The organism is Anaerolineales bacterium, assembly GCA_015075725.1.
GTDB lineage: Bacteria > Chloroflexota > Anaerolineae > Anaerolineales > Villigracilaceae > Villigracilis.
The window spans coordinates 429,054-454,714 of the sequence record JABTTV010000001.1; the positions used below are offsets into that span (position 1 = coordinate 429,054).

The 25,661-nt window shown below is 54.5% G+C and carries 25 protein-coding genes; 7 read left to right on the forward strand and 18 right to left on the reverse strand.

Annotation, left to right across the window (positions count from 1 at the left end; genetic code table 11):
* Positions 1–17 precede the first annotated feature (17 nt).
* Together HS100_02065 and HS100_02070 are read right to left on the reverse strand one after the other, a co-directional pair.
* Complete coding sequence (locus HS100_02065; GenBank protein MBE7432679.1) at positions 18–2,702, reverse strand: valine--tRNA ligase; 2,685 nt, start codon at positions 2,700–2,702, stop codon at positions 18–20.
* A complete protein-coding gene (locus HS100_02070) occupies positions 2,699–3,163 on the reverse strand; it encodes a DinB family protein (GenBank protein MBE7432680.1) in 465 nt (154 codons plus the stop codon). The genes HS100_02065 and HS100_02070 overlap by 4 nt, the downstream gene beginning before the upstream one ends.
* Positions 3,164–3,555: 392 nt before the next feature.
* Between HS100_02070 and HS100_02075 the strand changes: the two genes are divergently transcribed.
* The gene (locus HS100_02075; GenBank protein MBE7432681.1) at positions 3,556–4,317 is read left to right on the forward strand and encodes a sulfite exporter TauE/SafE family protein; all 762 of its coding nucleotides are present in this window, start codon (positions 3,556–3,558) and stop codon (positions 4,315–4,317) included.
* A 37-nt stretch (positions 4,318–4,354) separates the two neighbouring features.
* On the opposite strand, the gene HS100_02080 is transcribed toward HS100_02075, so the two are convergent.
* The gene (locus HS100_02080) at positions 4,355–5,257 is read right to left on the reverse strand and encodes a hypothetical protein (GenBank protein ID MBE7432682.1); all 903 of its coding nucleotides are present in this window, start codon (positions 5,255–5,257) and stop codon (positions 4,355–4,357) included.
* Between the two features lie 119 nt (positions 5,258–5,376).
* Between HS100_02080 and HS100_02085 the strand changes: the two genes are divergently transcribed.
* From HS100_02085 to HS100_02095, 3 genes are all read left to right on the forward strand, one after another.
* Positions 5,377–6,690 carry a DUF389 domain-containing protein gene (locus HS100_02085; protein ID MBE7432683.1) on the forward strand — a complete coding sequence of 438 codons (1,314 nt, stop codon included), beginning with the start codon at positions 5,377–5,379 and terminating at the stop codon, positions 6,688–6,690.
* Positions 6,691–6,776: 86 nt separating this feature from the next.
* The gene (locus tag HS100_02090) at positions 6,777–8,225 is read left to right on the forward strand and encodes a phosphoglucomutase/phosphomannomutase family protein (GenBank protein ID MBE7432684.1); all 1,449 of its coding nucleotides are present in this window, start codon (positions 6,777–6,779) and stop codon (positions 8,223–8,225) included.
* Between the two features lie 5 nt (positions 8,226–8,230).
* Positions 8,231–8,962, forward strand: coding sequence for an alanyl-tRNA editing protein (locus HS100_02095; GenBank protein ID MBE7432685.1), 732 nt, complete (start codon positions 8,231–8,233; stop codon positions 8,960–8,962).
* A 74-nt stretch (positions 8,963–9,036) separates the two neighbouring features.
* On the opposite strand, the gene HS100_02100 is transcribed toward HS100_02095, so the two are convergent.
* The 11 genes from HS100_02100 to HS100_02150 form a co-directional block, all read right to left on the reverse strand.
* Positions 9,037–9,603 carry a hypothetical protein gene (locus HS100_02100; protein ID MBE7432686.1) on the reverse strand — a complete coding sequence of 189 codons (567 nt, stop codon included), beginning with the start codon at positions 9,601–9,603 and terminating at the stop codon, positions 9,037–9,039.
* A gap of 40 nt (positions 9,604–9,643) precedes the next feature.
* Complete coding sequence (locus HS100_02105) at positions 9,644–10,699, reverse strand: hypothetical protein (GenBank protein MBE7432687.1); 1,056 nt, start codon at positions 10,697–10,699, stop codon at positions 9,644–9,646.
* Positions 10,700–10,702: 3 nt separating this feature from the next.
* On the reverse strand, positions 10,703–12,463 hold the full coding sequence (locus tag HS100_02110) for a glutamate mutase L (GenBank protein MBE7432688.1): 1,761 nt from the start codon (positions 12,461–12,463) through the stop codon (positions 10,703–10,705).
* Positions 12,464–12,469: 6 nt separating this feature from the next.
* Positions 12,470–13,174: a hypothetical protein gene (locus HS100_02115; protein ID MBE7432689.1), complete on the reverse strand. Its 705-nt coding sequence runs from the start codon at positions 13,172–13,174 to the stop codon at positions 12,470–12,472.
* A 1-nt stretch (position 13,175) separates the two neighbouring features.
* Positions 13,176–15,665, reverse strand: a complete 2,490-nt coding sequence (locus tag HS100_02120) for a hypothetical protein (protein ID MBE7432690.1) — start codon at positions 15,663–15,665, stop codon at positions 13,176–13,178.
* Between the two features lie 37 nt (positions 15,666–15,702).
* Positions 15,703–16,317: a hypothetical protein gene (locus HS100_02125; GenBank protein MBE7432691.1), complete on the reverse strand. Its 615-nt coding sequence runs from the start codon at positions 16,315–16,317 to the stop codon at positions 15,703–15,705.
* A complete protein-coding gene (locus HS100_02130) occupies positions 16,317–17,048 on the reverse strand; it encodes a hypothetical protein (protein ID MBE7432692.1) in 732 nt (243 codons plus the stop codon). The genes HS100_02125 and HS100_02130 overlap by 1 nt, the downstream gene beginning before the upstream one ends.
* Positions 17,045–17,287: a hypothetical protein gene (locus HS100_02135; GenBank protein MBE7432693.1), complete on the reverse strand. Its 243-nt coding sequence runs from the start codon at positions 17,285–17,287 to the stop codon at positions 17,045–17,047. The genes HS100_02130 and HS100_02135 overlap by 4 nt, the downstream gene beginning before the upstream one ends.
* Positions 17,288–17,445: 158 nt before the next feature.
* Complete coding sequence (locus HS100_02140; GenBank protein MBE7432694.1) at positions 17,446–18,693, reverse strand: glucose-1-phosphate adenylyltransferase; 1,248 nt, start codon at positions 18,691–18,693, stop codon at positions 17,446–17,448.
* A gap of 306 nt (positions 18,694–18,999) precedes the next feature.
* Complete coding sequence (locus HS100_02145) at positions 19,000–20,118, reverse strand: GNAT family N-acetyltransferase (GenBank protein MBE7432695.1); 1,119 nt, start codon at positions 20,116–20,118, stop codon at positions 19,000–19,002.
* A complete protein-coding gene (locus tag HS100_02150; GenBank protein ID MBE7432696.1) occupies positions 20,115–21,485 on the reverse strand; it encodes an MFS transporter in 1,371 nt (456 codons plus the stop codon). The genes HS100_02145 and HS100_02150 overlap by 4 nt, the downstream gene beginning before the upstream one ends.
* A gap of 146 nt (positions 21,486–21,631) precedes the next feature.
* Between HS100_02150 and HS100_02155 the strand changes: the two genes are divergently transcribed.
* Together HS100_02155 and HS100_02160 are read left to right on the forward strand one after the other, a co-directional pair.
* On the forward strand, positions 21,632–21,907 hold the full coding sequence (locus HS100_02155; GenBank protein MBE7432697.1) for a hypothetical protein: 276 nt from the start codon (positions 21,632–21,634) through the stop codon (positions 21,905–21,907).
* Between the two features lie 56 nt (positions 21,908–21,963).
* Positions 21,964–22,236: a hypothetical protein gene (locus HS100_02160; GenBank protein MBE7432698.1), complete on the forward strand. Its 273-nt coding sequence runs from the start codon at positions 21,964–21,966 to the stop codon at positions 22,234–22,236.
* Positions 22,237–22,246: 10 nt separating this feature from the next.
* Here HS100_02160 and HS100_02165 read toward each other — a convergent pair whose 3' ends face one another.
* Positions 22,247–23,233 (reverse strand): alkaline phosphatase family protein, encoded by a 987-nt coding sequence (locus HS100_02165; GenBank protein MBE7432699.1) that lies wholly within the window; start codon positions 23,231–23,233, stop codon positions 22,247–22,249.
* Positions 23,234–23,274: 41 nt separating this feature from the next.
* Here HS100_02165 and HS100_02170 point away from each other — a divergent pair, with 41 nt between their 5' ends.
* Positions 23,275–24,015, forward strand: coding sequence for a VIT1/CCC1 transporter family protein (locus tag HS100_02170; protein MBE7432700.1), 741 nt, complete (start codon positions 23,275–23,277; stop codon positions 24,013–24,015).
* Here HS100_02170 and HS100_02175 read toward each other — a convergent pair.
* The 3 genes from HS100_02175 to surE are packed head-to-tail and all read right to left on the reverse strand — an operon-like array spanning position 23,989 to position 25,659.
* A complete protein-coding gene (locus HS100_02175) occupies positions 23,989–24,336 on the reverse strand; it encodes a hypothetical protein (GenBank protein MBE7432701.1) in 348 nt (115 codons plus the stop codon). The genes HS100_02170 and HS100_02175 overlap by 27 nt on opposite strands.
* A complete protein-coding gene (locus HS100_02180) occupies positions 24,337–24,825 on the reverse strand; it encodes a hypothetical protein (protein MBE7432702.1) in 489 nt (162 codons plus the stop codon).
* 24 nt (positions 24,826–24,849) lie between these two features.
* Positions 24,850–25,659: a 5'/3'-nucleotidase SurE gene (gene surE, locus HS100_02185; GenBank protein MBE7432703.1), complete on the reverse strand. Its 810-nt coding sequence runs from the start codon at positions 25,657–25,659 to the stop codon at positions 24,850–24,852.
* Between the last annotated feature and the right edge of the window lie 2 nt (positions 25,660–25,661).

Consider the following 25,661-nt stretch of genomic DNA (forward strand, 5'->3'; position numbering starts at 1 on the left):
GTCGCCCCTACAAAAACCTATTTCAACTGCGCTTTGATCTTCTCGGCAGTCTCTTTGTATGCGTTTAACTTGTCGCGTTCTTTTTGCACCAAGGCGGGCGGAGCCTTTTGGGCGAAGTCACCGTTGAGCAGATTCTCCAAGCGTTGAATGTGAGACCCGGCTTCCTTGAGTTCTTTTTCGAGGCGGGTCTTTTCACTGGCGAGGTCGACCATGCCTGCGAGAGGGAGGTAGATCTCCACTGAGCCAACCACGAGGGCAGCGGAGTCGGCAGGCTTGTCCTTCAATGAAGAGTTAATAGTGAAGAGTTTATGGTCGAGTCCCGCAAGCGAGGCGATGACTTTGGATTGCTCATCGAGCAAGTTTGCTTTGGCTCCGGCGGAAATAGACGCAGCGATCTTCCTGGAGGGCGCCACGTTCTTTTCGGCGCGCAGGTTGCGGATGGAGCGCACGATCTCTTGAATGAGTTCGAAGTCTGCGATCTTTTCCGCTTCCCAGCCTTCGGCCTGACGCGGCGTGGGCCATCTTGCGACGATCAACGCCTCCGGCTGGGACTTGTGCAAATCATGCAGGGGTGAATCGCGCAACGCAGACCGAAGGTGTCCCCAAATCTCTTCAGTCACGAACGGAGTGAAGGGATGCAAGAGACGCAGCGTCATATCGAACACGCGCGCAAGCGTGATCGTGGTTTGGTGCTTCGTCGCATCATCCTGTAATTGGCCTTTCGCCACTTCCACATACCAGTCGGCAAAATCGGACCAAAGGAAATCGTAAATTTGCTGACCAGCCTGCCCGTATTGGAAATTCTGGAACTGCCGCTCCACATCACGAATGAGGTTTTGCAGGCGCGCCCAAATCCAGGAGTCTGCCAGGGTGTAGTCACCAGGCTCGGCACCGGGTTGAAGCGTGTTGATCGCGTTGATCACGAACCGTCCCGCGTTCCAAACCTTGTTGGCGAAGTTGCGGTTCGATTCCACTTTCTTGACAGAAAGATTCATGTCGTTGCCGGGTGTCGCGCCCACCAACAGGGTGAAGCGAAGCGCGTCTGTGCCGAGTTCATCCATGACAACAAGCGGATCGATCACATTGCCGTACGTCTTGGACATTTTGCGTCCGTGTTCGTCGCGGATCAAACCATGCAGGTACACGGTGTGGAAGGGAGCCACGCCGGTATATTCCAAACCGCTCATGATCATGCGCGCCACCCAGAAGAACAAAATGTCGTAGCCCGTTTCCATATAGGAAGTAGGGTAGAAGTATTTTAGGTCTGGCGTTTCATCGGGCCAGCCGAGCGTGGAGAAGGGCCACAAGCCAGATGAGAACCACGTGTCAAGCACGTCCTCGTCTTGATGGATATCCTTCGAGCTGCAGGTGCCGCACTGCGTCGGGTCTTCACGTGTACAAGTCATGTGTCCCTCGGGGCAATACCACACAGGGATGCGATGTCCCCACCACAACTGGCGGCTGATGCACCAATCCTTGATATTCTCGAGCCAATTGAAATAGATCTTCTCGAAGCGTTCCGGCACGATCTTGATGCGCCCGTCCTTTACGGCTTCGAGCGCGGCTTTCGCCAGCGGTTCGATCTGCACGAACCACTGCTCGGAGATCATCGGTTCGACGATCTCGCCTCCGCGTTGTGACCTTGGGATGGTCGTGCGGTACGGTTCTGTCTTGATGACAAGCCCCGCCTCGTTCATATCCGCCCAGAGTTGTTTCCGCGCTTCGAAGCGGTCCAAGCCGTGATATTTCCCGCCATTCTCGTTCACTTTGGCTTCTTCATCCAAAATGGAAATGATTGGCAGGTTGTGTTTGTGCGCTATCGCGTAATCGTTCGGGTCGTGACCAGGCGTGATCTTCAACGCGCCGGTTCCGAATTCCATGCTCACGTATTCGTCGCCGATGATGGGGATTTCACGTCCGAGCATGGGCACGATGGCGGTCTTGCCGATGAACTTCTTGTAGCGTTTGTCTTCAGGGTGAACAGCCACCGCCGTATCGCCCAAGATGGTTTCAGGGCGAATCGTTGCTACAGGGATATAGACCTCAGAGGTCTCCTTCACCATGTATTTGAAATAATACAACGTGGCATCCTCCTCGGAGTATTCCACTTCGAGGTCAGAAACGGCCGTTTTGAGTCCAGGCGACCAGTTGATGAGGCGCGGTCCGCGGTAGATAAGTCCTTTCTCAAACAGGCGCACGAACGCCTCGCGGACGGCACGGCTTAGCCCATCGTCCAGGGTGAAGCGTTCACGGTCCCAGTCACAGGATGCGCCGAGGCGTCGAATCTGGGTGGTGATGATGCTTCCGTATTTCTTTTTCCACTCCCAGGTGCGTTTGAGGAATTCCTCACGCCCAAGTTCTTCGCGAGTCACCTCCTCGGTTCTCAACAGGTTTTGTTCCACCATCAACTGCGTGGCGATGCCTGCGTGATCCGTGCCGGGAACCCAAAGCGTGGAGTAGCCCTTCATGCGGTGATAGCGGATCATCAGGTCTTCCACGCTGACGAACATGGCATGACCGAGATGTAGTTCACCGGTCACGTTCGGCGGCGGGATGGAGATGACGAACGGCTCAACGTTTGGGTCGAAGCCCGGTTTATTCGGATCATTCCACGGCTTGAAATATCCGCCCGCCTCCCACATGGCATAGATGCGCGACTCGGTCGATTTGAAGTCGTAGGCTTTCGGTAATTCCTTGGTCATATCTTCTCCTTGGCACGTTTGGACGCCCAGTTCAATTTTGCGTCTGTCGCGCTCAGTCTTTGATATAGTTCGCCTGTATGGTGTTGAATGTGGCGGATGTTGTAAATCTGTAACTCCAGTTTGTTTGCAAGAGCACCGGCGGCTCCTGTTTTTTCTTCCAAATCCATGAGCGGAATCTGTTCGAGGACATCCCGCTCAACTTGTGCAAGTTTTTCGAGGATCTCAACCTTCGTGAATGGAACACCGGTGTTCGAGTGGGGACGCTGTTCCCAGCGAGGATAACCTTTCTCTTTGGCTTTCAGGTATTGGTGAGCGAACCGCAAGGTGTGATAGGCAACATACCAGAACTTATCCTTGTCGCGTTTAGCGTCCCATACCGCGGGCGGGCATTGAACGACTGCCTGCTTGAACATGGCAAGCGCGGCAAGATATTGGGATTGTAGGATCGGTTTGACCTTCATACTCTATCCTTAAACAAAAACGCTTCGTCCATTATGAGGACGAAGCATCTGTGCTCCGCGGTACCACCTCGGTTTCCCATCAAGGATGAGACACTCATTTACCGACAATCATCGGTCTTTGCTGTAACGGGCAACCCCGTGCCGGTCTACTTTCGCGCTGATTTCTTCGGCAAGTCAACTCAGACGACTTCGGCGCTGTTTGCCTGTGGAGACTTCCACCTTGCATCTCCTTCTCTATCAGGAAACCTTACGCATACTACTTCTGAATGGCTGAGATTATATGCAGGAGGGCGGGAAACGTCAAGAATAAGGAAAAGTAACATATGACGTGACGTTGCGATACATTCACGATGCTATACTTGCTCCATCCCAACACAAGGATTTTCCACATCATGCTCACACCTCTTGACTATATCTTCGCTGCCATTGCCGCGCTTGCGGCTGGAGCGGTCAATGCCCTCGCTGGCGGCGGGACGCTCATCACTTTCCCTGTGCTGACCTTTCTGGGCGTGCCCGCAGTCTCTGCTAATGTCACGAACACGGTGGCTCTCTGTCCCGGCTATTTCGGCGGGACGATGGCGCAGGCGAACGATTTGCGCGATCAGAAAAACCGATTGTGGCTTTTGATGCCTGGCAGTGTCATCGGCGGCGTGGTTGGCGGATTCTTACTTTTGCAAACGGGCGAAAAATTATTCACAGAACTCGTCCCCTATTTAATCCTTCTGGCTTGTGCTTTGCTTGCAATTCAAGACCCCGTCCGAGCGTGGCTGACCCGGCGCATGGCGGAGGGACAGGGCGCGAAACTGGAGGAAATGTCCTGGCTCCCGGTGGGACTCGCCTCCATCTACGGCGGGTATTTCGGTGCAGGTTTGAGCGTGATCGTCCTTTCGGCTTTGGGACTCACCCTCGAAGATTCTCTCACTCGGCTCAACGCTTTGAAACAAGCGGTTGCCTTTGCTGTAAATATCGCAGCAGCGATTTTCTTTTTATTCTCTGGTCACGTATTGTGGACGGTCGCCCTGGTGATGGCAGTAGGCGCTCTCATCGGCGGCAACCTGGGCGGACGACTGGCTGGCAAGATCAAACCGTCCACACTGCGGTGGACGGTGGTGACGATCGGCGTCATTGTAGCGATCATTTATTTTGTGAGGTAGCCCAGAGCCCGCATCCGCCATTGAATAAAACAACAGGTTATCTGCCGGAACTATCCGACCAGTTGGGCGCGATGTCTGTTGAGGGTTGGCGCGGATTTGCATGTTGTCCTTGTGTATGATTTCGATGCCAGTTTCTCAGAACCAGATACGCAACCGGCAGGCTGATTCCCAGCCCCGAGAGGCGGATGTTCCTTCGATCCGAAAGGTGCAAGGCGATGAAGTAATGTTTCCCGTTCCGGCTCTGGGTATAACTCAATTGGACCTGGGAAATCTCATCCGCGCGGAGGTTTCTTTCACGGAAGAGATATTTCAGATTCATCACGTTCCCTTCGAGGATCAAGGAACGCGGCACAGATAAGACTGTTCCGCCGAGAATAAAGGCCACGACCACAAATACGAGCAGGGGCAAATATTCGATTGCGGAAACATCGGGCGAATCCATCGTTGCAACAACGAAAATTACGGAGACTCCCAAAATAACCCCTACAACCAGGAACATCATCACAAAAGCGCCGAGCCCGCGCTTCATCTCGTCGTATTCGTTTGGGTTGAACAGGTCAGGACGTTTCGTGCCGATGAACTCCACGATTTCTTCGTATCCCGGCACCTGCGGTCTGACAGCCAGGGTTACATCTTCGTCCTGGTTGTGAAGTTTGAGCGTATATCCTCTGCCCGAAGCGCGGCTGATCTCCGTCCAACGCAGGGATTTCGCGCCAAGTAGGTTCTGAACCGTGATCTCATCATCAGAAAGGGTGATCTTTAATATTTGTGTGGCAAAGATGCCCGCAAAGAGGACGAGCCCTATCAACGCATAAGGCGCAGCGAATGCGATCGCTTCAGAACCCAACGCAAACCAAATTCCGCCAAACAAAATAACGATCATAAGAATAACAATGACGATCAAGGCGGGAGAAGTTCTATACACGCGTGGTTCCTTCATATGGGCTCCTCGTTACCACAGATTAAAGATTCGACACAGGGTAAATATACGACATCAGGGAAAGAAACGATATGCCTCCTTCTTCCCCTTTACAGCCCCAGACCCTGTATAATTGAACTATGTCCATGAACGACGAGCCGGTCCTGCCCCTGCCTCCGAAAGAAGAATCAACGATTCCGCAGCCGCCGCGCAGAAGGCGCACAACACGAAGATCGCATATACCGACGGATGCCGAAGGCCAGGCGGAATTGATCGCATCGCTGGCTCGACGGGCATACCCGTCCTGGGAGTTGTTCATATTTTCATTGATATGCGGGGCGATCCTGGGGCTTGGCTACCTGCTCGATTCGCAGGCGGTTTTGTTGTTCGGGATCCTTGTTGCGCCGCTCATGACACCCTGGGTGGGATTTTTACTCGCTCTCCTCACCGGTTCGCTGCGATTCATGTTCGAAACACTGATGGCGTTATTCATCAGCATTCTATTCGTTTTTATCGGGGGCCTGCTCACCGGCTTTGCCGCCCTTCCCTTTATGCCGCAGACTTTCGATAACGTTTTTCTTCACTCCCGGCTGTGGATCCCCGAACTGGTTGTCTTTGCTCTCGGGGCAATCACTCTCGTCATTTCATTTGCGCGTTCCGAAGACCGTCCCTTTCTGCCAAGTGTGATCGTCGCTTATGCGTTCTACCTGCCTGTCAGCGCCGCGGCATTCGGCATCGGTTCCGGCTTGCCCGACGTTTGGATTCAAGGACTGTTGGTCTTTGCCGCACATTTTGCGCTCACAGGAATTCTTGGTCTCATCACTCTCTTCGTGCTTCGATTACGCCCCTCGGTAGGCGGATTTATCTTGAGCGGACTCATGCTCGTCCTCTTTGCCGGAACCCTTGCCGTCCTCGCTGCATCCGGCACCCCGTTCAGGGCAGAACCGGCGATTTCTCAATCCACCCCCACGAATCAGATTTCGTCGGCTCCTTCCTTGAGCCCGAGCCTGACTCCCACGTCCAAATCGAATCAAACGCCTACAAGAGGTCCCGCCACACGGACGCCGACACCGAATGAAATCGCCTCTGAGGATGTCACTCCCAGTCCCGTTCCGTTAACCCTTGAGATCACCCTTCCTCCCACGGAAACACCGACCATCACACTCACCATCCAGCCCACCCCGACATATGGAAAGGTTGCCGCGAGTGAAGGTGGAGGCGCGAACCTGCGCGATGCGCCGGGCGGAAACTACGTCATGACACTTCTCAACGGCACCATCGTCGAAACCTATTCGGAATTCCAGATCGTGAACGGAAGCACCTGGGTGAAGGTGTACGCCCTCATCAATGGGCAGCGCATCGAAGGCTGGCTATTGGAGTCGGTGATCGCATATGCCACGCCCGCCCCGAATTTCAGCCCATCGTCCACACCGACAGTCACCCCTAATCCATAAATCATCGCGTTATCGGCGTTCTCTCACGCCACTGATCGAAGCCGCGCGTTGGAGAACGCGCTCTACCCAACTTTCAAGGAGCAACAATGCCCATTCATTTCGGCACCGACGGCTGGCGCGCCGTCATCTCGGATAGCTTCACCTTCAGCAACCTACGCATGGTCTCCCAAGCCATCGCCGATGCTGTGGCATCGGACCATTGGGACAAATCCGACTCGGTGGATGAGAAAAAGATCGTCATCGGTTTCGATACCCGTTTCCTTTCAGACCGTTTCGCAGGAGAGGTGGCGCGTGTCCTTGCCGCGAACGGATTCAACGTTTTGCTGGCTCAATCCGATTCGCCCACACCCGCCATTTCCTACGCGGTCAAGAACAACAACGCCATCGCAGGCGTGATGATCACCGCTTCGCATAATGCGCCGCGTTACAACGGAGTGAAAGTGAAGGGCGCGTTCGGCGGCTCGGCGCTGCCGGAACAGTGCCGCCGCGTGGAAGTTTACATCAACGATAACGAACAACAGGCGCGCGGTCCCAATTTGATGGACTTCAAGAAGGCGCGCGAAGCGGGTCTGATCCAGAAGTTCAACCCCCTGCCTGCCTATTTCGATCACATGCGCAAACTGATCAACACAGACATCATCGCTGAGAATCCCCAGCGCTTCGTTGCCGATGCGATGTACGGATCGGGGCGGGGCGTGATCAAATCCTTTTTACAGGGCACAGGCTGTGAAGTCTATGAGATCCGCGGCGAGATGAATCCCGGCTTCGGCGGCATTCATCCCGAACCGATCTCAAAATACCTGGGCGCGTTATCGAGCGCGGTCAGTTCGGGGCTGGGCAATTTTGGCGTGGTCACCGACGGCGACGCCGACCGCATCGGCGCGATGGACGAGCGCGGCAACTTCGTGGACCCGCATAAGATCATGGCGCTCTCGCTGAAATATCTCGTCGAGAAGCGCGGCATGAGCGGCTCTGTGGTACGCACGGTTTCAACGACGCGCATGCTGGACAGGCTTGCCAAGCGCTACGGATTCAAGATCCATGAAACACCGGTCGGCTTCAACCATATCGCGGATATCATGATGAGCGAAGATGTGCTCATCGGCGGCGAGGAATCCGGCGGCATTTCCTTCAAAGGGCACATCCCCGAAGGCGACGGTCCCATCATGGGTTTGCTCATTGTGGAAATGCTTGCCGCGTATAACAAATCGCTTGGCGAATTGGTCGATGATCTGCTTGCGGACGTCGGTCCCGCCTTTTATGAGCGCGCGGACTTGCGCTTGAGCCGCCCCGTTGCCAAAGCCGAGATGACCGAGTTCCTCACCCAGAAGGCTCCGGCAGAGATCGGCGGACAAAAGGTGGGTGAAATCAACCAGCGTGACGGCGTGAAATACATCATGGCAGATGATTCATGGCTGCTGATCCGCCCTTCCGGCACCGAACCTGTCCTGCGCGTTTACGCAGAGGGCCGCACACAGCTCATGGTGAAAGCGCTGTTGGGTTATGGCAAACAGGTGGCGGAAAGCGTCGTATAGTTTCTATGCCCCTGCAAGCGACAAAACGACTTTATTCACAAGATGACCATTGCTTCGAGACCGGGGCAATGGTCATTGCGATTCAGGACTCGCGCTTCGCACTCGACCAAACCTGTTTCTACCCCGGCGGGGGCGGACAACCTTCCGATAACGGATTCGCCACGCTCCCGGATGGTTCCTGCATCGAAATCGACTCTGCGTTTATCGACGAAGAACAGATCATCTGGCACGTTTGTAACTCAGAATTGAAACCCGAACTGGTTGGGCGGAAAATATCGGTGACTATAAATTCCGACCGCAGGTTGTCTTTATCCCGCTATCACACAGTCCTGCATATCGTAAATACCATTACCCTACGCGATTACAAGGGTTGGATCACAGGTGTGCAGATCGGCGAAGAATATTCCAGGATCGACTTCAACCTGGAAATCCTTTCAACGGAGCTTTGCGCCGAGTTGGAAGCAAAAGTAAATGCCGTTTTACTGGAAGGGCATCCCATTACATCCTATTTGATGACCGAGGGTGAGTATCGAAACCGACCAGAACTTCTTCGTACGTTGAATGTCAAACCTCCCATTGTCGACGGTCATGTGCGCGTGGTTGAGATCCGCGGCTTCGACATCCAGGCTTGTGGGGGAACACATGTCGGGTCGACTCTTGACCTTGGCCGCTTCAGCATCTTTCGCACTGAGAACAAAGGCAGGAGGAACAAGAGGCTTTATATAAAACTTCGATAGCGGGGGAAACAATTTGCATGAAATAAAAACTCACCCCGGCATCGGGGTGAGTTGAAGTTTGGGAGAGGGGGCAATTATCGGCTGGGGGCGAAGCGGAGTCTGCGCGCAACAAGGATCACGATGATGAAAGCAAGCGACATGACGACAAGTCCAGGAATGCCCACGTCATCCACGAAACCCGTTTTGGGCAAAGCAGTGGTCGTTGGGACGATGGTCAGCTGTGCGATGGCAGCCTGGGTCAACGCAGCCCCGACGGTTGCAGTTGCAGCCCCGGGAGTGCCCGCTTGGGCGACTGCATTCGGATCGGGTGTATTCGTCGCAGTGGGTACGTTCACGACCAATGTCGCGGTCGGCGGCAGGGTGGCGGTGGGAATCAGGGATGCCTCATGCGTGGAGGTCAGCGCCTGGTTGATGAAATTGGCATTGACCGCCTCAGTTTGAGTCAATGCTGCTGCCTGCTGTTCCGCCTGCGCAGCGGAGTTCTGTGTAAAGAGGTAAACTCCGACTATGCACGCGAACGAAATCAGGATGATCCCGCCCAAAATGGCAGCCGCGATCAGGAAGGTACGGTTATTATTGGACTCTTCCGGCAGTTGACCGTCCTCGGGGTTATCGTCGAAATTGGTTTCTTCAAAGGACATGAAGCACTCTCCTGAACCTTATTTGAACATCTTTGCGCAATTATCCCACAACTTCCATGTTTACGAGCGGGACGATCACGATTTCGTTGTTGTCAAGCTTGACTTCCGCGGACTGGGCGCGCAGCCCGCTGGGAAGGGTTGTCAAGCCGGGTTTGATCGATAGGATGGAACCGATTCTTCCCATTGCGGGAGCGCAGCGCATGCGCACCTGGGATCCGGGCGCAAAACTTTCGGTTTCGCTGGGAATGGGCGGCTCGGAGGTTGTTGGCAAAGGAATGATGATTTCAGGGCGTGAACCGGAATAGCGGTCGGTGGATTCCGCATTCAGGGCAACTTCGCGTTTGGCGCTTGTGCTGAGCAGCTTATACGCCGCCGAATTCATTGGCACGGATCCGAAACCATCGGTTACGACAATGGGGTAACGCATCTCGCGCGCTTTCGCCAATAAGGAGGGCACGATGCTGGAAGCGATCAGCCCGCGTGCGGGTAGTTCCGCCAATGCCTGCAAGGATTCGGCATGTTGAATCATGCCGCCCAGAAGAATCGAACCGCGCAGGCTTACGTCCGCTCTGTAGGGAGTCAATACCGAATCGGGGCTTTGCATCAAGTTGACCATCAATCCTGAATCGATCCGCCCATTGCCCCAAACCCCCTGAACAAGACCTCCGGAACTTTGAATCACTACTCCCCGGTTTGGAATCACCTGAACCACTGTGCCGGGCATGCCTGCGCGCAATTCAAATTTCGATTCGCCGACTTCCAGGAGGACCTGCCCGCCCCCCACCGCCACCACTCGCCCTTCGCGCGGTGCGCGTACGGAACGTGGGAACAATCCTTTTCCCATGGCAATCTCTGCCGAAGCGGGAAGTTGATCGTCCACCTGGCATTTGATCAGGCGGTCTGCCGTGGCGGGGGAAACCCCCAACGAACGCGCCACATCCAACAGGACATGTTCGCGCGCCCAGCGAGTCTCGGCAACCACTTCGCCAGTTGTTACTTTCTGCTGGATTCTGGCAATGACGTTCCCTGAAACGGGCAACAGCCGTTCGCGGACGATTGTGGTCAGGCCAGTGACATGATGAACAGGTGCAATCATTCTTTATCCGCCTCCCAAAGACCAGTTCCATTTTTTGATGAGTTCGCGCCTCCGGACAGGGTCAGACGGCATGTCCAATGGACGACCCCTGCCATCGAAGACGACACCCAATGCACCACCGCTGATCGGAAGACCTTTTACGCCTCTCCCCAAGCCGAAGCCGATATCCACTCCGCGCCCGACCTGGATGGTAAGCCGGCCTGTCTCGCCGCTTTTCAAGGGAAGAATCTCCAGAAAACCATACTTCAGGTCCACGCCCGCTTCAGCGCCATTTTCATACGCGATTCTGGCTTTCAAGATGGACGCGCCATATTTTGCTGAAACCACCGGGCAGATGATCGTACCTATACTCAGAAACGCCCCGGATTCAAGGACCTGGACCGGAAGAAGGTTATTGACAGAACCCGCCGCGCCCAGGAGCGGCATGAGGTTGTTCTGATCTAGGATGACGGTGGCAATGCCGACAGGTTGGACAGAGTCCAATAGAAGGAGCAGGCTCTGACCCGGCCGCGATGCGTCGCTCAAGGTGGCACCCCCGGCGATGATCGGATCGAAGAGCGGGGCGAGAGTCGGCTTGATGATGGCGGCGTCTCTTGGAAAATCGCGCTTCGCGGACTGCATGGCAAGGAATAAAGCCTGTTTCGCCACCGACTGCGCGAGCACAAGATCTTCCTTGGTGGCGGGGATCGTGGCAGGATAAAGCGCTTTTTGATGCAGATAATCCACGAGAGTTGCAGGCGGGATGTCGAGAGTTGACCAGCGCAGGATATCCTCGGTGGAGGTGTGGTTAAGCAAGCCGGGCAGGTTTTCGCCCTGGCCAAACTGGGGATACACCTTCAAAACAGATTTGTTCTTGAAACCCGCAGCGATCACCGTAGAAGAAGCGCCAAGGTCCACGCTCAGCAGCCCTTTTTGCGAGCCATAAACATTGGACAGAAAACGCACCATGCGCCCAGTTGCGTATGCCGTCGGCAGGGTGTGACCGCCCGCCCAATTATCGAGTACGTCCAACCCCTTGAGCTGCTTCTTGCGGATTTTGATGAACATCTGCGCCAGTTCACTCTCGGCTGGCGGGATGTCTTCGGTATCGAGCGAGGGGCGGATATTCGAACTGAAATGCAAATAAGATGAAAGCGAACCGACCAGCGATTTCACTTCCTCCGCAAGTTTGCCGTTGCCCGCGTATAAAACGGCAGGGCGCTTTTCCTCAGGCAAAAAGTAGCTGGCGAGGCCGATCGGATCGAGCAATTTTTGAACGGAACGGGAAGCGCCTCCATCCGTGCCGCCTGCGATGACAACCATATCCGGGCGGGTGCGCAGAATGCTGTCGATCTGCTGTTCAGGTTTGCGATGATCACCGAGGCTGATGAAATCCACAACGCGGGTATAGGTGGATTCGGTCAGACGCCGGGCGCTGTCAAGTGAGACGTCTTTTAGAAGCCCAACAACAAGGGTCCGCACGGCTGAGCCTGCGGAAACGGTGACGACAAGTGAATCCACGCCCGAGCCGTCGGGCTGGCTGGGCAGGATAAGACCGCGTGACATATCAAGCAGGTTCTTCTTTAGAATGCCCTGCAATGATTGAATGGCATGGCGTGCGCCCTCCGATACGTCCCTCACCGGAGATTCAGCGGTGCTGGGTGCAACTCCAGATGCCACAAAGCGGTATTCGCCTTCGATCACATCGAAAAGAACCGCGCGAGTGTTTGCGGCTCCGACGTCGATGGCAAGCAGGGAGTTACCTGTAACTATGGAAGTAGGCATGGGACCCTAGGACATCCCCAACAGTGAAGTGAGGAAGTTAATGAGAAAGTTTATTCGTTCGATCATGGCAGAGAGGGCTGCGGCATACACACCTGCGAAGATAACGCCAAGGGTGATTCCAATGAAGATGCGTCCGATCCATGAAAGCAGGTCGATCGGGGCAAAACGTTTCGGTGAGCCATCCGGTTTTTGTCGCGCACCGAAATGGAAGTAAGCCAGAGTCGTGACAACACCCACCAACAGAATCGTTCCATTCCCCAACACTTCGAATGCGCTGATATTCCTTGCTGCCGCGAGACCTGGGTCGAAAAAGTCGATCGTGGCGATCATTTGGGGAATGATCGTTCCGGTCAATGCGCCCGCGATCGTCACAGCGGCACCGGCGCCCACGAGAAACGCCATGGTAATGCGGGCAATTCCCGCCAGCCGCGGAGAGATTTTCATCAGGATAAAGGCGAAACCCAGCCAGGGCACCACCAGCAGAATGCCGCGCATTAAGTCACCGGTCTGCAAAATGAGTACGGTTGGCAAAAAAAGTTTCGGATACAGGACCTGCCAGAACACCACAGCGGCTGTATAGCCGGAAGCGACACCCACAAAAAGATAGACGGCAATCTTGAACAGGGGGTTATCGCCGATCAAATAACTCAGGATCAAAACAGTGAAGAGGAAACCGAGCGCGCCTGTGACGAGATCAAGGGAGAATGCCATGTTACTTTTCACCCCTGGATGCGGTACGATCGCGCAAACCCAGTCCCAATTGGACGAACCCTCCGCCGAGTGTGAAGACCAGCGCAAGCAACATACCAAGGCTGTAGGCATCCCAATAATTGCGCGCCAGGCCGGGGCGTCCATTGTTGTATTGGCGTTCGACGATCGCGCCTCCGTATAATCCGGATATTATGCCCGCCACCTGCCCCGAGTCGTAATACGGCTGGATCATGGGCGCGGCCTGGGCGCTCGATATGGCAACGATCGGAACGACGCCGCGCGCGGTCTCCGTCTGTTCGATCCAGGACCGGGCGGCATCGGCATCATCGGTGATAAGGACAATGAGTGCGAATTGGTCAAGCGACTTCACATCCTGAAGCGGCGGCAAAGCCCATGCAGGCTGGCCTGTGATCTCCATCGGCGCGGCTAACATCGGATTTTCCGCAAAGGCGCGAATGCCCACTTGTGCTCCGGCAAGATAGCCGAGGTTAAGGTAGGTGACTCCGCTCTGATAGTTGTGAACAGCCAACGGTCCGGTAATGAAGCGTTCGGAAAGGATCGCTCCGGGTTCATTGCTGGCGATAAAAGTCAGCCGCGGATGCTTAAGCAGCATCAAATTATCGAACAAGGGAGCAGAGGCGGCTTCCATTTCACCGGCGCGGGAGGCGTCATAATCCATGACGACCAGGACGGGCGCGTTCTCAGGGATTGCTTGCGCAACCGCCATGGAAAAGCGCAGTTCGTTGGGAACGCCGATGGGTACGGAAAGGAACCGGGTTCCCAGGAACGTTACGGTCAAGATCACGCCGATAAGAATTGCAGAAATCGCCCAGCGCAATCCGCGTGATGCACCGATCTGCCTTTCCGTGACAAGCATTTCGGGAGCGGTCTCTGCTGCAAGGACCTGTTCGAAGATCTCGGCATGTTTCAGTTGTTCATCGTTGACACTGAGTTTGTTCGAATAGGTTTTGGGTTTGCTGGTGGGCGCAAAGCCCAAACCTGCGGGGAGGACTCCCTGTAACCCTGCAAGAGCGCCGCGCTGTTCGAAGGTTTGATCGCTCATCAAGGAAGATGAGCCGGGGATGGCCTGATCCATCGGACGCATGGCTTCAACCCATGAAGGCAGGACGTTCGATGCAAGTGCATCGGAGCCGGTGCCTGGTTCGGATGCGCCCGGTGTAACCGGGGTCTCCAGCGCGTTGGAAAGCCAGTCCGGCATTTCGGTAAAGAGTCCGTCAGCGTCGCTGGGTATTCCTGCATCTGTAAAGGCAGGCGTCGTTTCGAAAGCTGGTTGGGCAGTCGGTTCAGCCGCACCAATACCCTGAGTCTCAACGGGCTTGGCAGGTTCATCGAAGATCGAAGATTCAGGTGCAGCGGATTTCAACCATTCCGGAAGGTCGCTGAAGATATCTTCAACGGGCGATTCCAAATTGTCCTGTTGGGCTTGTGAGTCTGCGGTAGAAGCAGAATCTTGAGACACCCAGGCAGGCGCGTCTGATTCGGTTCCCCCTTTTTCCTGCAGCCACACCGGCGTGGAGTCCGACTTTTTGCTTTCCTCCGATGCCAGCCATGAGGGAATGCCCGGTTCCGGGATGAGCGGCTCAGGCTCATCCGGTGTTGATTCAATAAATGGAGACGGTTCGCCGCCGGAGACTCCGCCCAGATTCCTCAACCAATCCGGTGTATCAGCCGGAAACTCGGAGGACTCCGGCGCTTTCGCTTGTGCGTCTGTATTTACATCGGCTTGCAATTTACTCAACCAATCCGAAGAATCAGAACCTAAAGCGGGGACGCTGGGTTCCTGAGATTGGTCTTTTGAGCCAGCGGGAGATTCTGCCGGGATTTGGCTGAACCAGTCCATGGATTCGGACTCGGTTTTCTTTTCACCGGCTTCAGCAGCCATTTGCTTCAACCACTCCGGCGTTGTATCGTCGGGTTTGGGTTGCGAAGACGAAGGACCTGAGTTGCCGATCTGTTGAAAAGGGCTTTTGAATGTATCTTTGCCCGGGCCTGATTCCTGGAACCATTCAGTGAGTTCGTCTTTTTCATCTGCACCGGTTGAAGGGGTTTGCATCCCGGCCAGCCAACTGGGGACTTCATCTTCCTGTTCAAAATCGTCCCTGTGTCCCGTCTCCACCCAGCGGACGCCGGTAAATTCCTCAGGCTCTTCCGGTTTTTGTTTTTGTTTTGGTGCGCCGGTGATGTTGGCAAGCCAGTCCGGCACTTCCTCTTCGTCGTCAGATCTTGCCTGGGATTGCAGGCCCGCCAACAGGTCCGAACTTGAAGCGGCGGATTGGTTTGGTTCTGACTGCTGGTAACGTTCACCCAATCCCGATTCTTTTGCGGTTTCGCGCGCATCCCTCAACCATTGCGGCAGGATGGGTTCCAGCTCTCCAGTATCCTTCTTTACCGGAGCCTGACCGGGTTGAAAAGATTCCCCAGATAACGGGGTCTGGCATCCCTGGCAGATTTTCTGTGTGGGCGGGTTCATCGTCCCACACAGGGGGCATTTCACCATGTCCATCATGTCATTTGCCCCCATACGGCCGGTCGATACCGAATAACACCCGCAAGCCGGTCATGAGCGCGCCAAGCCCAACTCCGATCAATATTCCCCGCGCACCGCCCACCGCCCATATCTGCGAAACCCACGGACGGATCAAGGTGCCGATCAGCGGCATTTCACCGAACGGCAGGGTGATCGAACCGAGAAAGATCAATGCAGCCGTCAGGATGAAAATAATGCTCATCATGTCTGCCCGGCGGCGCATTAAACGAACTGCTGCATAGAGCAGGGATACCGCCAACAATCCCATCAGTGAGGCTTCGACAGGGATGATGATCCCCTCCAACAGGACAGATTGCAGGAAATAACTCTGCGGTTTGAGGACGACCCCAAAGAAGAACGCGCCCACCAAGCCAATGATAAGTATTGCGGAATAGACACCATCCTTTTCGCGCCGTCGGATTTTATCGGCGTGGACGGTGATCAGGTTGAAAATGCCAATCAGTGCCGCCGTGCCGGCAAGGATGATCGCCCAGTCCAGCAGGACAGCCTGTACGATCCCCGCTTGCGTGAAGAAGTATCCAAGCAGTATGAGGATACCCACTGCGATGGCTATGATGGCGGTCAGAACTCGCATTAGAAAACCCCCAGGAATTTTGCCGCCGATCCAGCCAGCAGGGCAAGGATGATCAACCACCGGAACAGATCCTGCACGGTTAAACTGGCGAGATGCGCCGGCTCGGCATTGAGGTAGGCGCCCGCGGCAAACAGTTCCTCACCGATCAATGGTTCCTGTGAACCGGCAAATAAAATGGATTGCCCGGCAAGATCATCCGTTGCACCGATCAATGTGGTGCCAGCGCGGTCAGACGCTTCGACCAACAAGGCAGTTTCAGGACCGAGATGACCGAGCAGGATATTCGTCGAAACGTTTTCATTCTGCGGAATGTGCATCGCCCCAGCGGAATAACTAAATGGGGTCAAGCCTGTAATGCGCCCCATCGTATGGACGTAAGCCTCACCAACTTCCGCCGCCTGGTAACCCGCTTGCAGGGTATCTTGAGTCAATAGGCCCAGCGTCGGATCCCCGGCAGTTGCAACAGAAGGCATGTCGCTCACGGAGGTCCGTTCGGCGATCTTTCGCAGCAAGGCCAATCCCGCCAATGCCGACCCGCCGCGCGCGTCGAACAATCCACCGTGTCCCAGCGCGATATGCAGTCGTTTCCCGTCTTCGATGCTTAAACCGATGGTGCGGGCAAGCCTGGTAAATGCGGGGATCTGCCTCAGTGTTCCGGGCGAGCGGCGCTTCCATATCGTGATGACGCCCAGCAGGAAAACGGCAAGGATGAGAGCGGAAAGGGGAATCATAAAACTGTTTCCCCTCCGTTCAAATAGGCTGTAAATGCGCGCAATTCGGATTCATCCTCGAGCATCGAAGCAAGCGCGTCGAGGTGGTCGTTCTTGATGAATGCGCCTCCAAAATAAATCGCCTGCGCCCCAAGCAGGGCGAACGGACTCCCTGCTTCAAGGAACGAGGCGACCAGATCTTGAAGTTGAAAACGGCGCAAGGATTCAGCCCAGCGTTGCCAGAATTCTCGTGAATTCATAGTTAATTGGAGTATAGCATAATTTCAATCTTGACCCTCTGCTCGCGCGCTTGGAAAAGTTGCAACATGGTGATAGACCCCCGCATTTCACGCAGTTTTTGAAATGTCACGAGTGTTTATTACAAGGTCATCTCCGCTAATCCAAGCAAAGAGGGCTTTTATGGCGCGATGACCGTGCCGGGTTGAATCTCGACATCCTTTGGGATGATCACTATGCCATCGCGCACGAACCAATTTTCGTCGTCGACATCCGCGTTGCGCGGAAACGGCCGAATGACCACGCCTTCGCCGATGCGGGCGTTCTTATCCAGGATCGCGCCTTCGATGTGACAGTTCGCGCCGATACCGATGGGCAACCCACCCCAGTCGCGCTCATAATAATCAGAACCCATCACAATACTGTCCTTGATGACACAGCCCGCGGCGATCTGGCTGCGGATGCCGATGATGGAATGGGTTATCTCAGACCGCAGCACCCGGCTCCCCTCGGCGATCAAAACTTCCTTCATCTGGCAGTCTTCCACGATCGAAGCAGGCAGATAACGCGTGTCGGTATAGATCGGCAATTTTGCATCGTAGAAATCGAACGGCGAATTCGGTGTGGTCAGCATCAGGTTTGTCTCGTAGAACGAGCGGATCGTTCCGATATCCTGCCAATACCCATCGAAATCGAAGCCGAACACCTTATTGGTTTTGATGGCATGCGGAATGATGTCTCCACCGAAATCGTCGTAATCGGGGAAATTCCGCAGGAAATCCAGCAGGATCTTCGTATTGAACATGTAAATTCCCATCGAGCCGAGGAAAGGCCGCACCGGGTCATCCCGGCTGATGAATTGATTCTGAACCGCCGGGTCTTTTGGCTTTTCCACAAAATTGCTGATTCGGGCATCGGACTCGCGCTTCAAAACCCCGAAGCGGCTCACCTCTTCCTTTGCGACCGGCTGGACGGCAACAGTGATATCCGCTCCGTTTTCCCAATGAAATTCCGCCATGGCTTTGTAATCCATGCGATACAGATGATCCCCAGCGAGGATCAACACATATTTCGCGCCTGTGGATTGTATCTCCAGCATCTGCTTGCGGACGGCATCCGCTGTGCCCTGATACCAGTCTGCACTTTCCATTGTCTGCTCAGCCGCCCAGATCTGCACCCAGCCCTGGTGAAAGGAATCAAAATTGTACGTGCGCGTGATATGCCGATGCAGCGATACCGAGTTGAACTGGGTCAGGATCGCTATACGGAATATTTCCGAGTTAATACAATTGCTGATGGGGATGTCGATCAGGCGGTATTTCCCGGCGATCGGCACAGCCGGTTTGGATCGCATTTGCGTGAGCGGGTAGAGCCGCGCCCCGCGTCCGCCCCCTAGGATGACCGCCAGGACCTCATTGTATGACGACATGGAAATCCTCCTGGAAGGATATCGGGATCTCGAGCACTGGGACTATTTTACACCCTTCATCCTCCTTAGGCGATGGATGATATAGGCAATGGGATAGGATAAGAGAATGAAGATATCGAAGAGAGCGAAGAAAATCCAGAGCTTCATGGCGGCGTCTCCTTGCGAACCGTCTTTCCAATCTACATACGCACATCACATGGATATGTTCCAATTTATTTTATCAAGCCTTCCAACTTCACATTCCCGCACGACTCGCAGTTTGGAGATACCTGTATGGGAAAAGGTTCGTTTGTCCACGAAGGCCGTTTAACTATTAATCTCCTTCTGATAGAACCGGTAACGTTTATAGATTCTCGCACCCATGTGATGAGCCAGGTCCCAGGTATCGGGGTTGTCTTCGCCGGTAAGGGATAGATCCGCCCATTGGTATCCCTTTGCCATCGCGCGTTTGGCCATTTCGGCAAATAACAGGATCGCCGCGCCTGTATCCCAATACTCGGGCAAAACTGCAACACTTTTTACGGATAAACATTTCGGTTTCAGGTTCTTGTACTTCAACGCGCGCAGATAATCCCAGGGATGACGCAGACCGTTGAGGTGAATCACAGCCTCGTTGAAATTAGGAATCGCCGGGAACCAGCCCACCGCTTCGCCCTGATCTTCCGCAAACAAAATCAAATCCGGGTCCGCCAATTCTTTTAGCGGAAGCAGTATCCCCTCGATGGCTTCACGCGAGTATGGGACGAATCCCGGCAGATGTTCCATGGCGCGATTTTGCAGAACCAATATCCGCCCGATCTCGCCTTCAACATCCCCCATATCCACGTTGCGAATCGTAAATCCCTTGCGCTTTTGGACGCCCCCCGCCAGGCGAAATACTCGTTGAAGCTTTGGGTCGTTCGGGTTCAGATCATAGGCATACGCAAGACCATCGTCGTGCCGTTTCACGAATCCATATTGCTCGAAGAAGCCTGCATAATATGGCGGGTTATGTCCACACAGGATCACCGGCGGTCGATCCCAGCCTTCGATGAGGATCCCCCGTCCGTTCTCACGGTCGAGATTATATGTGCCGCAGATCATCCTCAAATCGTGTTCACGCGCCCAGGATTCAGCCTCCCTGAACAAAGCATCCGCTACGGCATAATCACGGATGCATTCAAAAAAACCGATCGAACATTCATTGGGGTCCCCGCCGTTATCATGGGAACACAGGATCGTGCCGACAGGATTGCCATCCTCCCATGCAATGAAAAAATCCGCATAGCCGGATTTGAAGAACATTCCAGTGGACGGATCCGCTTCTTTTCGCCGCTCAGGCAGGATCGGCGGTACCCAGAGCGGATCCCGGCTGTAGATCCACCACGGAAAACGAATGAAAATCTCCTTTTCGCGTTTATCCTTCACCCTGCGTACTTGAATCATTCCGCCGCCTCAAATTTCGCACTATTACGTCTCAACTCAAGTTCGCGCGTGATCTCATGATGACGCTCCCTTCCCAATGGATAGAGAAGCGTGAACAAGATTCCCAATCCAAGTGTGATGGCCGGCAACGGTCCGGCTACGAAGCGGATTCCGTTGATGGCGCTCGCGGGTTGAGTCGCGCTATTGGCAACATATCCGGAATATTCCAAGATCAACAACGCCGCCGGGACAGCGATGGATGAAGCGACTTTCTGCGCCAATGTGATGAGACTGTAATACATACCCTCCTGCCGTTCCCCGGTCTTCCATTCGCCATATTCGATGGCGTCCGGTAATATCGCCCACGGAAGGGAGTGCATGGCAGAGACGCCGATTCCAGCCATGACGCAAAGGACCATAATGAATGTAATGTCCGTCTGCGGTGTGAGCGCAGAGAGGATGAGCAGGACAACTGCAAGAAAAGAAATTCCGCTGATGTATGCCCAGCGTTTATTGAGTCGGGTGGATACCCAATTCCACAATGGTAAGGTCAGCATTGCAACGACAAAGATGGTCGCCATGATCATATCGCTTTGAGGTTCGCGCTCGACCACATACTTAATATAGTACAGCAAAATGACCTGGATGATGCTCATCGTCACGCCGTTGAACAGGAACATGGTCAAGCCGAAGACGAAGGGACGGTTCTGCCAGGTAGTTTTGATGGAATCTCCGACGCTCAAATGCGGTTCGAGTTTAGCGAATTCAGTCCGTTCGCGGGTGTTGGCAAAAACGAGCAAAAGCGGGAAAGCGGAGAATAAGCCAAAGATGGTTCCCATCAGCAGGACGCGGTTTGCATTGCCGGGGTTGAATCCGCCAACGAGCCAGAGCGGAAGCGTGAAAGCGAGCAGACTGCCGAGGATGGAGAAGAACATTCGCACCGAGGTCAGGCTGGTGCGCTCGTCGTAATCGCTGGTGAGTTCAGGAGTCAATGCATAGAAAGGCATATAGACGAAAGTCGCCGCGGTATCGTATAAAGCAAAAGCAATCGAATAATAAATGGCGAGCGCAGTTGTGTCTTCAAATGGAGGTTTCCACCACAAAAGCACGAACGCCATCGCGAACGGCAATGCGCCGAATAGCAGAAACGGACGCCGCCTGCCCCAGCGCGAATGCGTCCGATCCGAAAGGTAACCCACCAGCGGGTCGTTGATGTAATCCCAGGTGCCGCCAATGAAAATGGCAAGCGCCGCCACTGAGGGCTTTACCCCGACCACATCCGTAAGAAACAGGGCAAAGTAAACACTTAAGATGGTATTTGTCAGGCTGAAGCCGATATCGCCAAAGCCGTAAAACCATTTGGTGCGCCTGGAAACCTGTTCCGCCATGATGATTCTCCGTGGATTGAGGATGACCTTACAAAGTTAAAACCCAATTCATTTGGATTCGCAACGAAGAGGATGGGTCATACGGGGGGTTGGTGAATCGTCAACATGGGATGAAAATTCCCAAATACCCAAAAAAGGAGATTTCAATGACCGGTAAATTTATTGCTCCAACAGACTGCCCGAAGTGCGGCGGATCGATGGAAGAAGGCTTGAACTTCGATTATAAGCTTGGCGAACTTTCAGACGACTATGTCATCGAAAACAGTGAGTTGGTACGTGAACGCTGGCAAAAAACCGAAAATGCAACCGGTAAATTCCTGGGGCGTGAATATGCAGGCAAGCGTCGTGTCGGCCCGAAACTGGCGATCGTGACCTTCCGTTGTTCCGATTGCGGATATTTGGAATCATTCGCTCCAGCATAGAAATCCCTATAGACAGAGGAGCAAGGCTGCGCCCAATTAGACTAAAGGAGAAGAACATGACCGATTTATTCAATCCTCCAGAAACCTGCCGAATTTGCAGCGGGACCATGCAAACCGGAACCCTCAAAACCACGAGGGAGGGTTATATGATCCCTGACCGGTACCCGTTCGAGCGGTTGACCTCCGGCGAGTTGTGGTACGCGCTTGAACAAATGCCGGACGGGAAATTCGTAATGCTTAATAAGGACGGGCCGCTGATGGTGTTGCATTATCGCTGCGAGGATTGCGGATACCTTGAGTCTTACGCCCGGGGAAGATATCCACAATAAATTGAATGGATTATCGGCTGCAACCTACTGAAACCTTTTCAATAGGCAGACCGAAGGCTTCATAGACGGGTACACCGTCCCATTCAGGTGGGATCGGCAAGCCCAAGGCAAAGGCGGCCGTGGAAGCTGTATCCACAGTTGTTATGGGTGAATTCAACGGCGCAGGTTGAACGCCCGCGCCGGATGCGATCCAGGGAATGGTCATATCCTCGGGCAGGCTTGAGCCATGCGTAGTGTCGTGCCCGCCGTGGTCGGCAGTAACGATGAATAATGTCTCATCATGCAAGCCGCGGTTGTTTAATTCGGTCACAAGCCGTTCGATCGCCTGGTCGGCGCGGAATAGCACGCTGAGTTGCTCGGGGGAAAGCCAGCCGTATTCGTGCCCCATCCAGTCGGTGGTGGGGAAGTGAACGAACATCAGGCGAAAATCGGCGGGGAAGTTTTGGATGAGGTCCTCTGTGATGACCAGGTCACGGTCATTGATGAATTTGAATATGTCGGTGCTTTGCGGCTCGGTGATCTGGCGCAATTTTTCCTTGCCAACATACATCGCCGTTTGCATCCCGGCTTGATGGGCAATATCGAACAGGTCGGTAACCTGGGCATATCCGTTATCGGGGATGTAATCGTTCCAATCCACTTTATGTTTGGCGGGGCATTGTCCGCTTAGCATGGAGGTATGCGACACGAGAGTGACGCTTGGGTAAACCGTCTGTGCGGTGAGCGAATAGGCAGATTCATTCAATAACGACATCAGATAAGACATGGGGGCAAGAGGCATGGCATCGGGGCGGAAACCGTCGATGGAGAGGATCAAGACGCGGCGGGCGGGAGGCGCGGGGGTCGTTGTCAGAGTCGGTTCGAGAGTCGGTGTCGTTGTGGGAGTTTGAGTCGGCGAGGGAGTCGCAGTCGGCGTTTCCGTTGGGATCGGTATGATCTGTGACGAACAGGCAAGCGAGGCGAGACAAAGAGCAAGGATCAGGTGGGCGCGTGACATTCGTCCATTATAAATAATTCGGGGCGTAGTATGATGTGGTCATGGAAACACAACTCAAAAAATCGCTTCACGAGGAACTTTTTCACCATAACTATACTGACCCGCACAAGCGCGGCTCGGGTCTTTCGGACTTCATCCTGGGCGCGCAAGACGGGCTGGTCAACGTCCTCGGCGTGGTTCTGGGAATCGCGGCGGCGACGAGCGACACGCGCGTAGTATTGGTGGCTGGGCTTGCCACTACCTTTGCCGAATCCATCTCAATGGGCGCGGTCGCGTTTACAACCACGCTCGCCGATGCGGATTTGTACCAGAGCGAACGCGAGCGTGAATACCGGCATATCATCGAAGCGCCCGTTTTGGAAACGAAGGAGATCCGCGATATCTATGAAAGCAAGGGGTTTAGAGGGGATTTGCTTGACCGCATTGTGAATACGATCACGGCGAACAAGGATGTGTGGGTGGCGGTGATGATGGCGGAGGAACACCAACTCTCGCCGGTGGATCGCTCCAAGGCGATGAAGGCCGCCTGGGTGGTTGGGCTTTCGGCGATCATCGGCTCGCTTGTGCCGATCGCTCCATTTTTGTTCCTCCCCATCTCAACGAGCATGTGGATGTCCGTATTGGTGACCGCGCTTGTTTTGTTCGGAATCGGTTTTTACAAAGCGCGGGTTACCGTGGGCAGACCCATGCGCAGCGGCACGGAAATGATGTTGATCGGTACGATCAGCGCGCTGGCAGGATATTTGGTCGGGGTTCTATTGAAGGTCCCGCCCCTTCCGTGAGGGTCTGCTGAAGTAGAGGTTTGCCAGCATTCCCAGAAAAAATACGAAAAGCATCGCCACGATCACTTCAGCGAGCCAGCCGATGACGGGAATAAAGGTAAGGACTTCGAGCGCGGCATCTTTCAGCACGGTGGAAAGACCGTACAATGCGACGGCGGAGTACCCGATCTCTTTCAACTCCAACTTTGCTTCCTGGATCTTGGAAAGATGCACGATCATGTACACTTCCAGGGCGGTCAATAGCAAGGAGGTGCCGGGGATCGGCGCAGTCAGCGCGGAGATCGCGCCTGCGATGAGCGTGTATACGAGTACGAATTTCATCTACCGGTTCATAAAATAGACGATGGCAAATGTGGTGACGGCGATCGCGAAACACAGTACGACCGAGACGATCGCATAAAAAAAGACTCCGGAACCTTTGTCTTCTTCGATGACAGAGGAAGCTTGAGTAGAAAGGAAGGGTCTTGTTTCAACCTGTTGGGGGCGGTTTGACGGCGGGTCCTCCATTGCAGGCGGATTTGCAAGCATACCCATTTTTGACAACATCCTGAAAGCTCCATCAACGCTCTGACGAAGATCGGGCGGGAGGTCCTCGAGGGTGTGATAGACCTTGCCGTTCACATTGACTTGCATCCCTGAGGAGCGCGCAGCGAGCACGTTCTGGACCAGGTCACCTTCGAGCAGATCGGGAATGCCGTTGCCGTCCTTATCCACAAGAATCTGCGAGACCTGTTCATATGCCAGCCTTTCATAGGCGGGCATGTCTTCGCTGGAATCGTAGGTCTTGCCGTTGAAGACGATGGTGGGCATGATTGCTCTCCTTTGGCGCGCGTTTCAATCCCGCAGATACTGCTCGTACTTTTTGAAATCCACGCGGGCGGTCATGTCCAGGCAGATCGGCGTCACGGCGACCATTTTCTTTATACGCAGCACTTCCACGTCCGTGCCTTCCTCTTCATGGGGAAGGTTGTTGTCATGTTCGTAGCCGATGGGACCAGGTTCATCCCACGATTTACGCTTGGTCGGTGTCGGCTTGTAATATCGGAGGAGGGAAAGCCTTGAGAGTCGCCACTCCGTTTCAGGTGTGGCATGACGCGGCACTTCCACTTTCAGTAAATCCACGCCATCGAATGTTTTCCTTTCCAGGAGGATACGGGCAAAGTAGGAAGTGAAATATGCGGCGGCGCTGAAGTCCACATCTTCTGAATGACTGAGATGAAGGTGCGGATCGGTTTCGAGCGAAACCGCCAGGGCGCGATACCCAAGCCCGGCGGCTTCCATCGCGGCTCCGACCGTGCCGGAAATTGTGACTCCCAACCCGACATTTTCCCCGTAGTTGATCCCGGAGACGATCAAATCCGGTTCATGCGGGACGATCTCGAGGACTCCATGCAGGACGGCTTGCGCCGGGGTGCCTCCCACTGCGTATACGTCCCACGTCTGCCCGTTGACCTTGACCTGTTCCTTTTTGATGATTCCACTGGATGTGTTGGGCAGACTGCGTCCCATTCCGCTGGATTGTTCGCGCGGCGCGGCAACGGTGACGTAGCCGATCTTCGAGAGTTCGCCCGCGGCCGCCCATAAGCCGGGCGAGCGGATGCCGTCGTCGTTGGTGAGGAGGATGTGCGGTTTTCGTTTTGTCATGA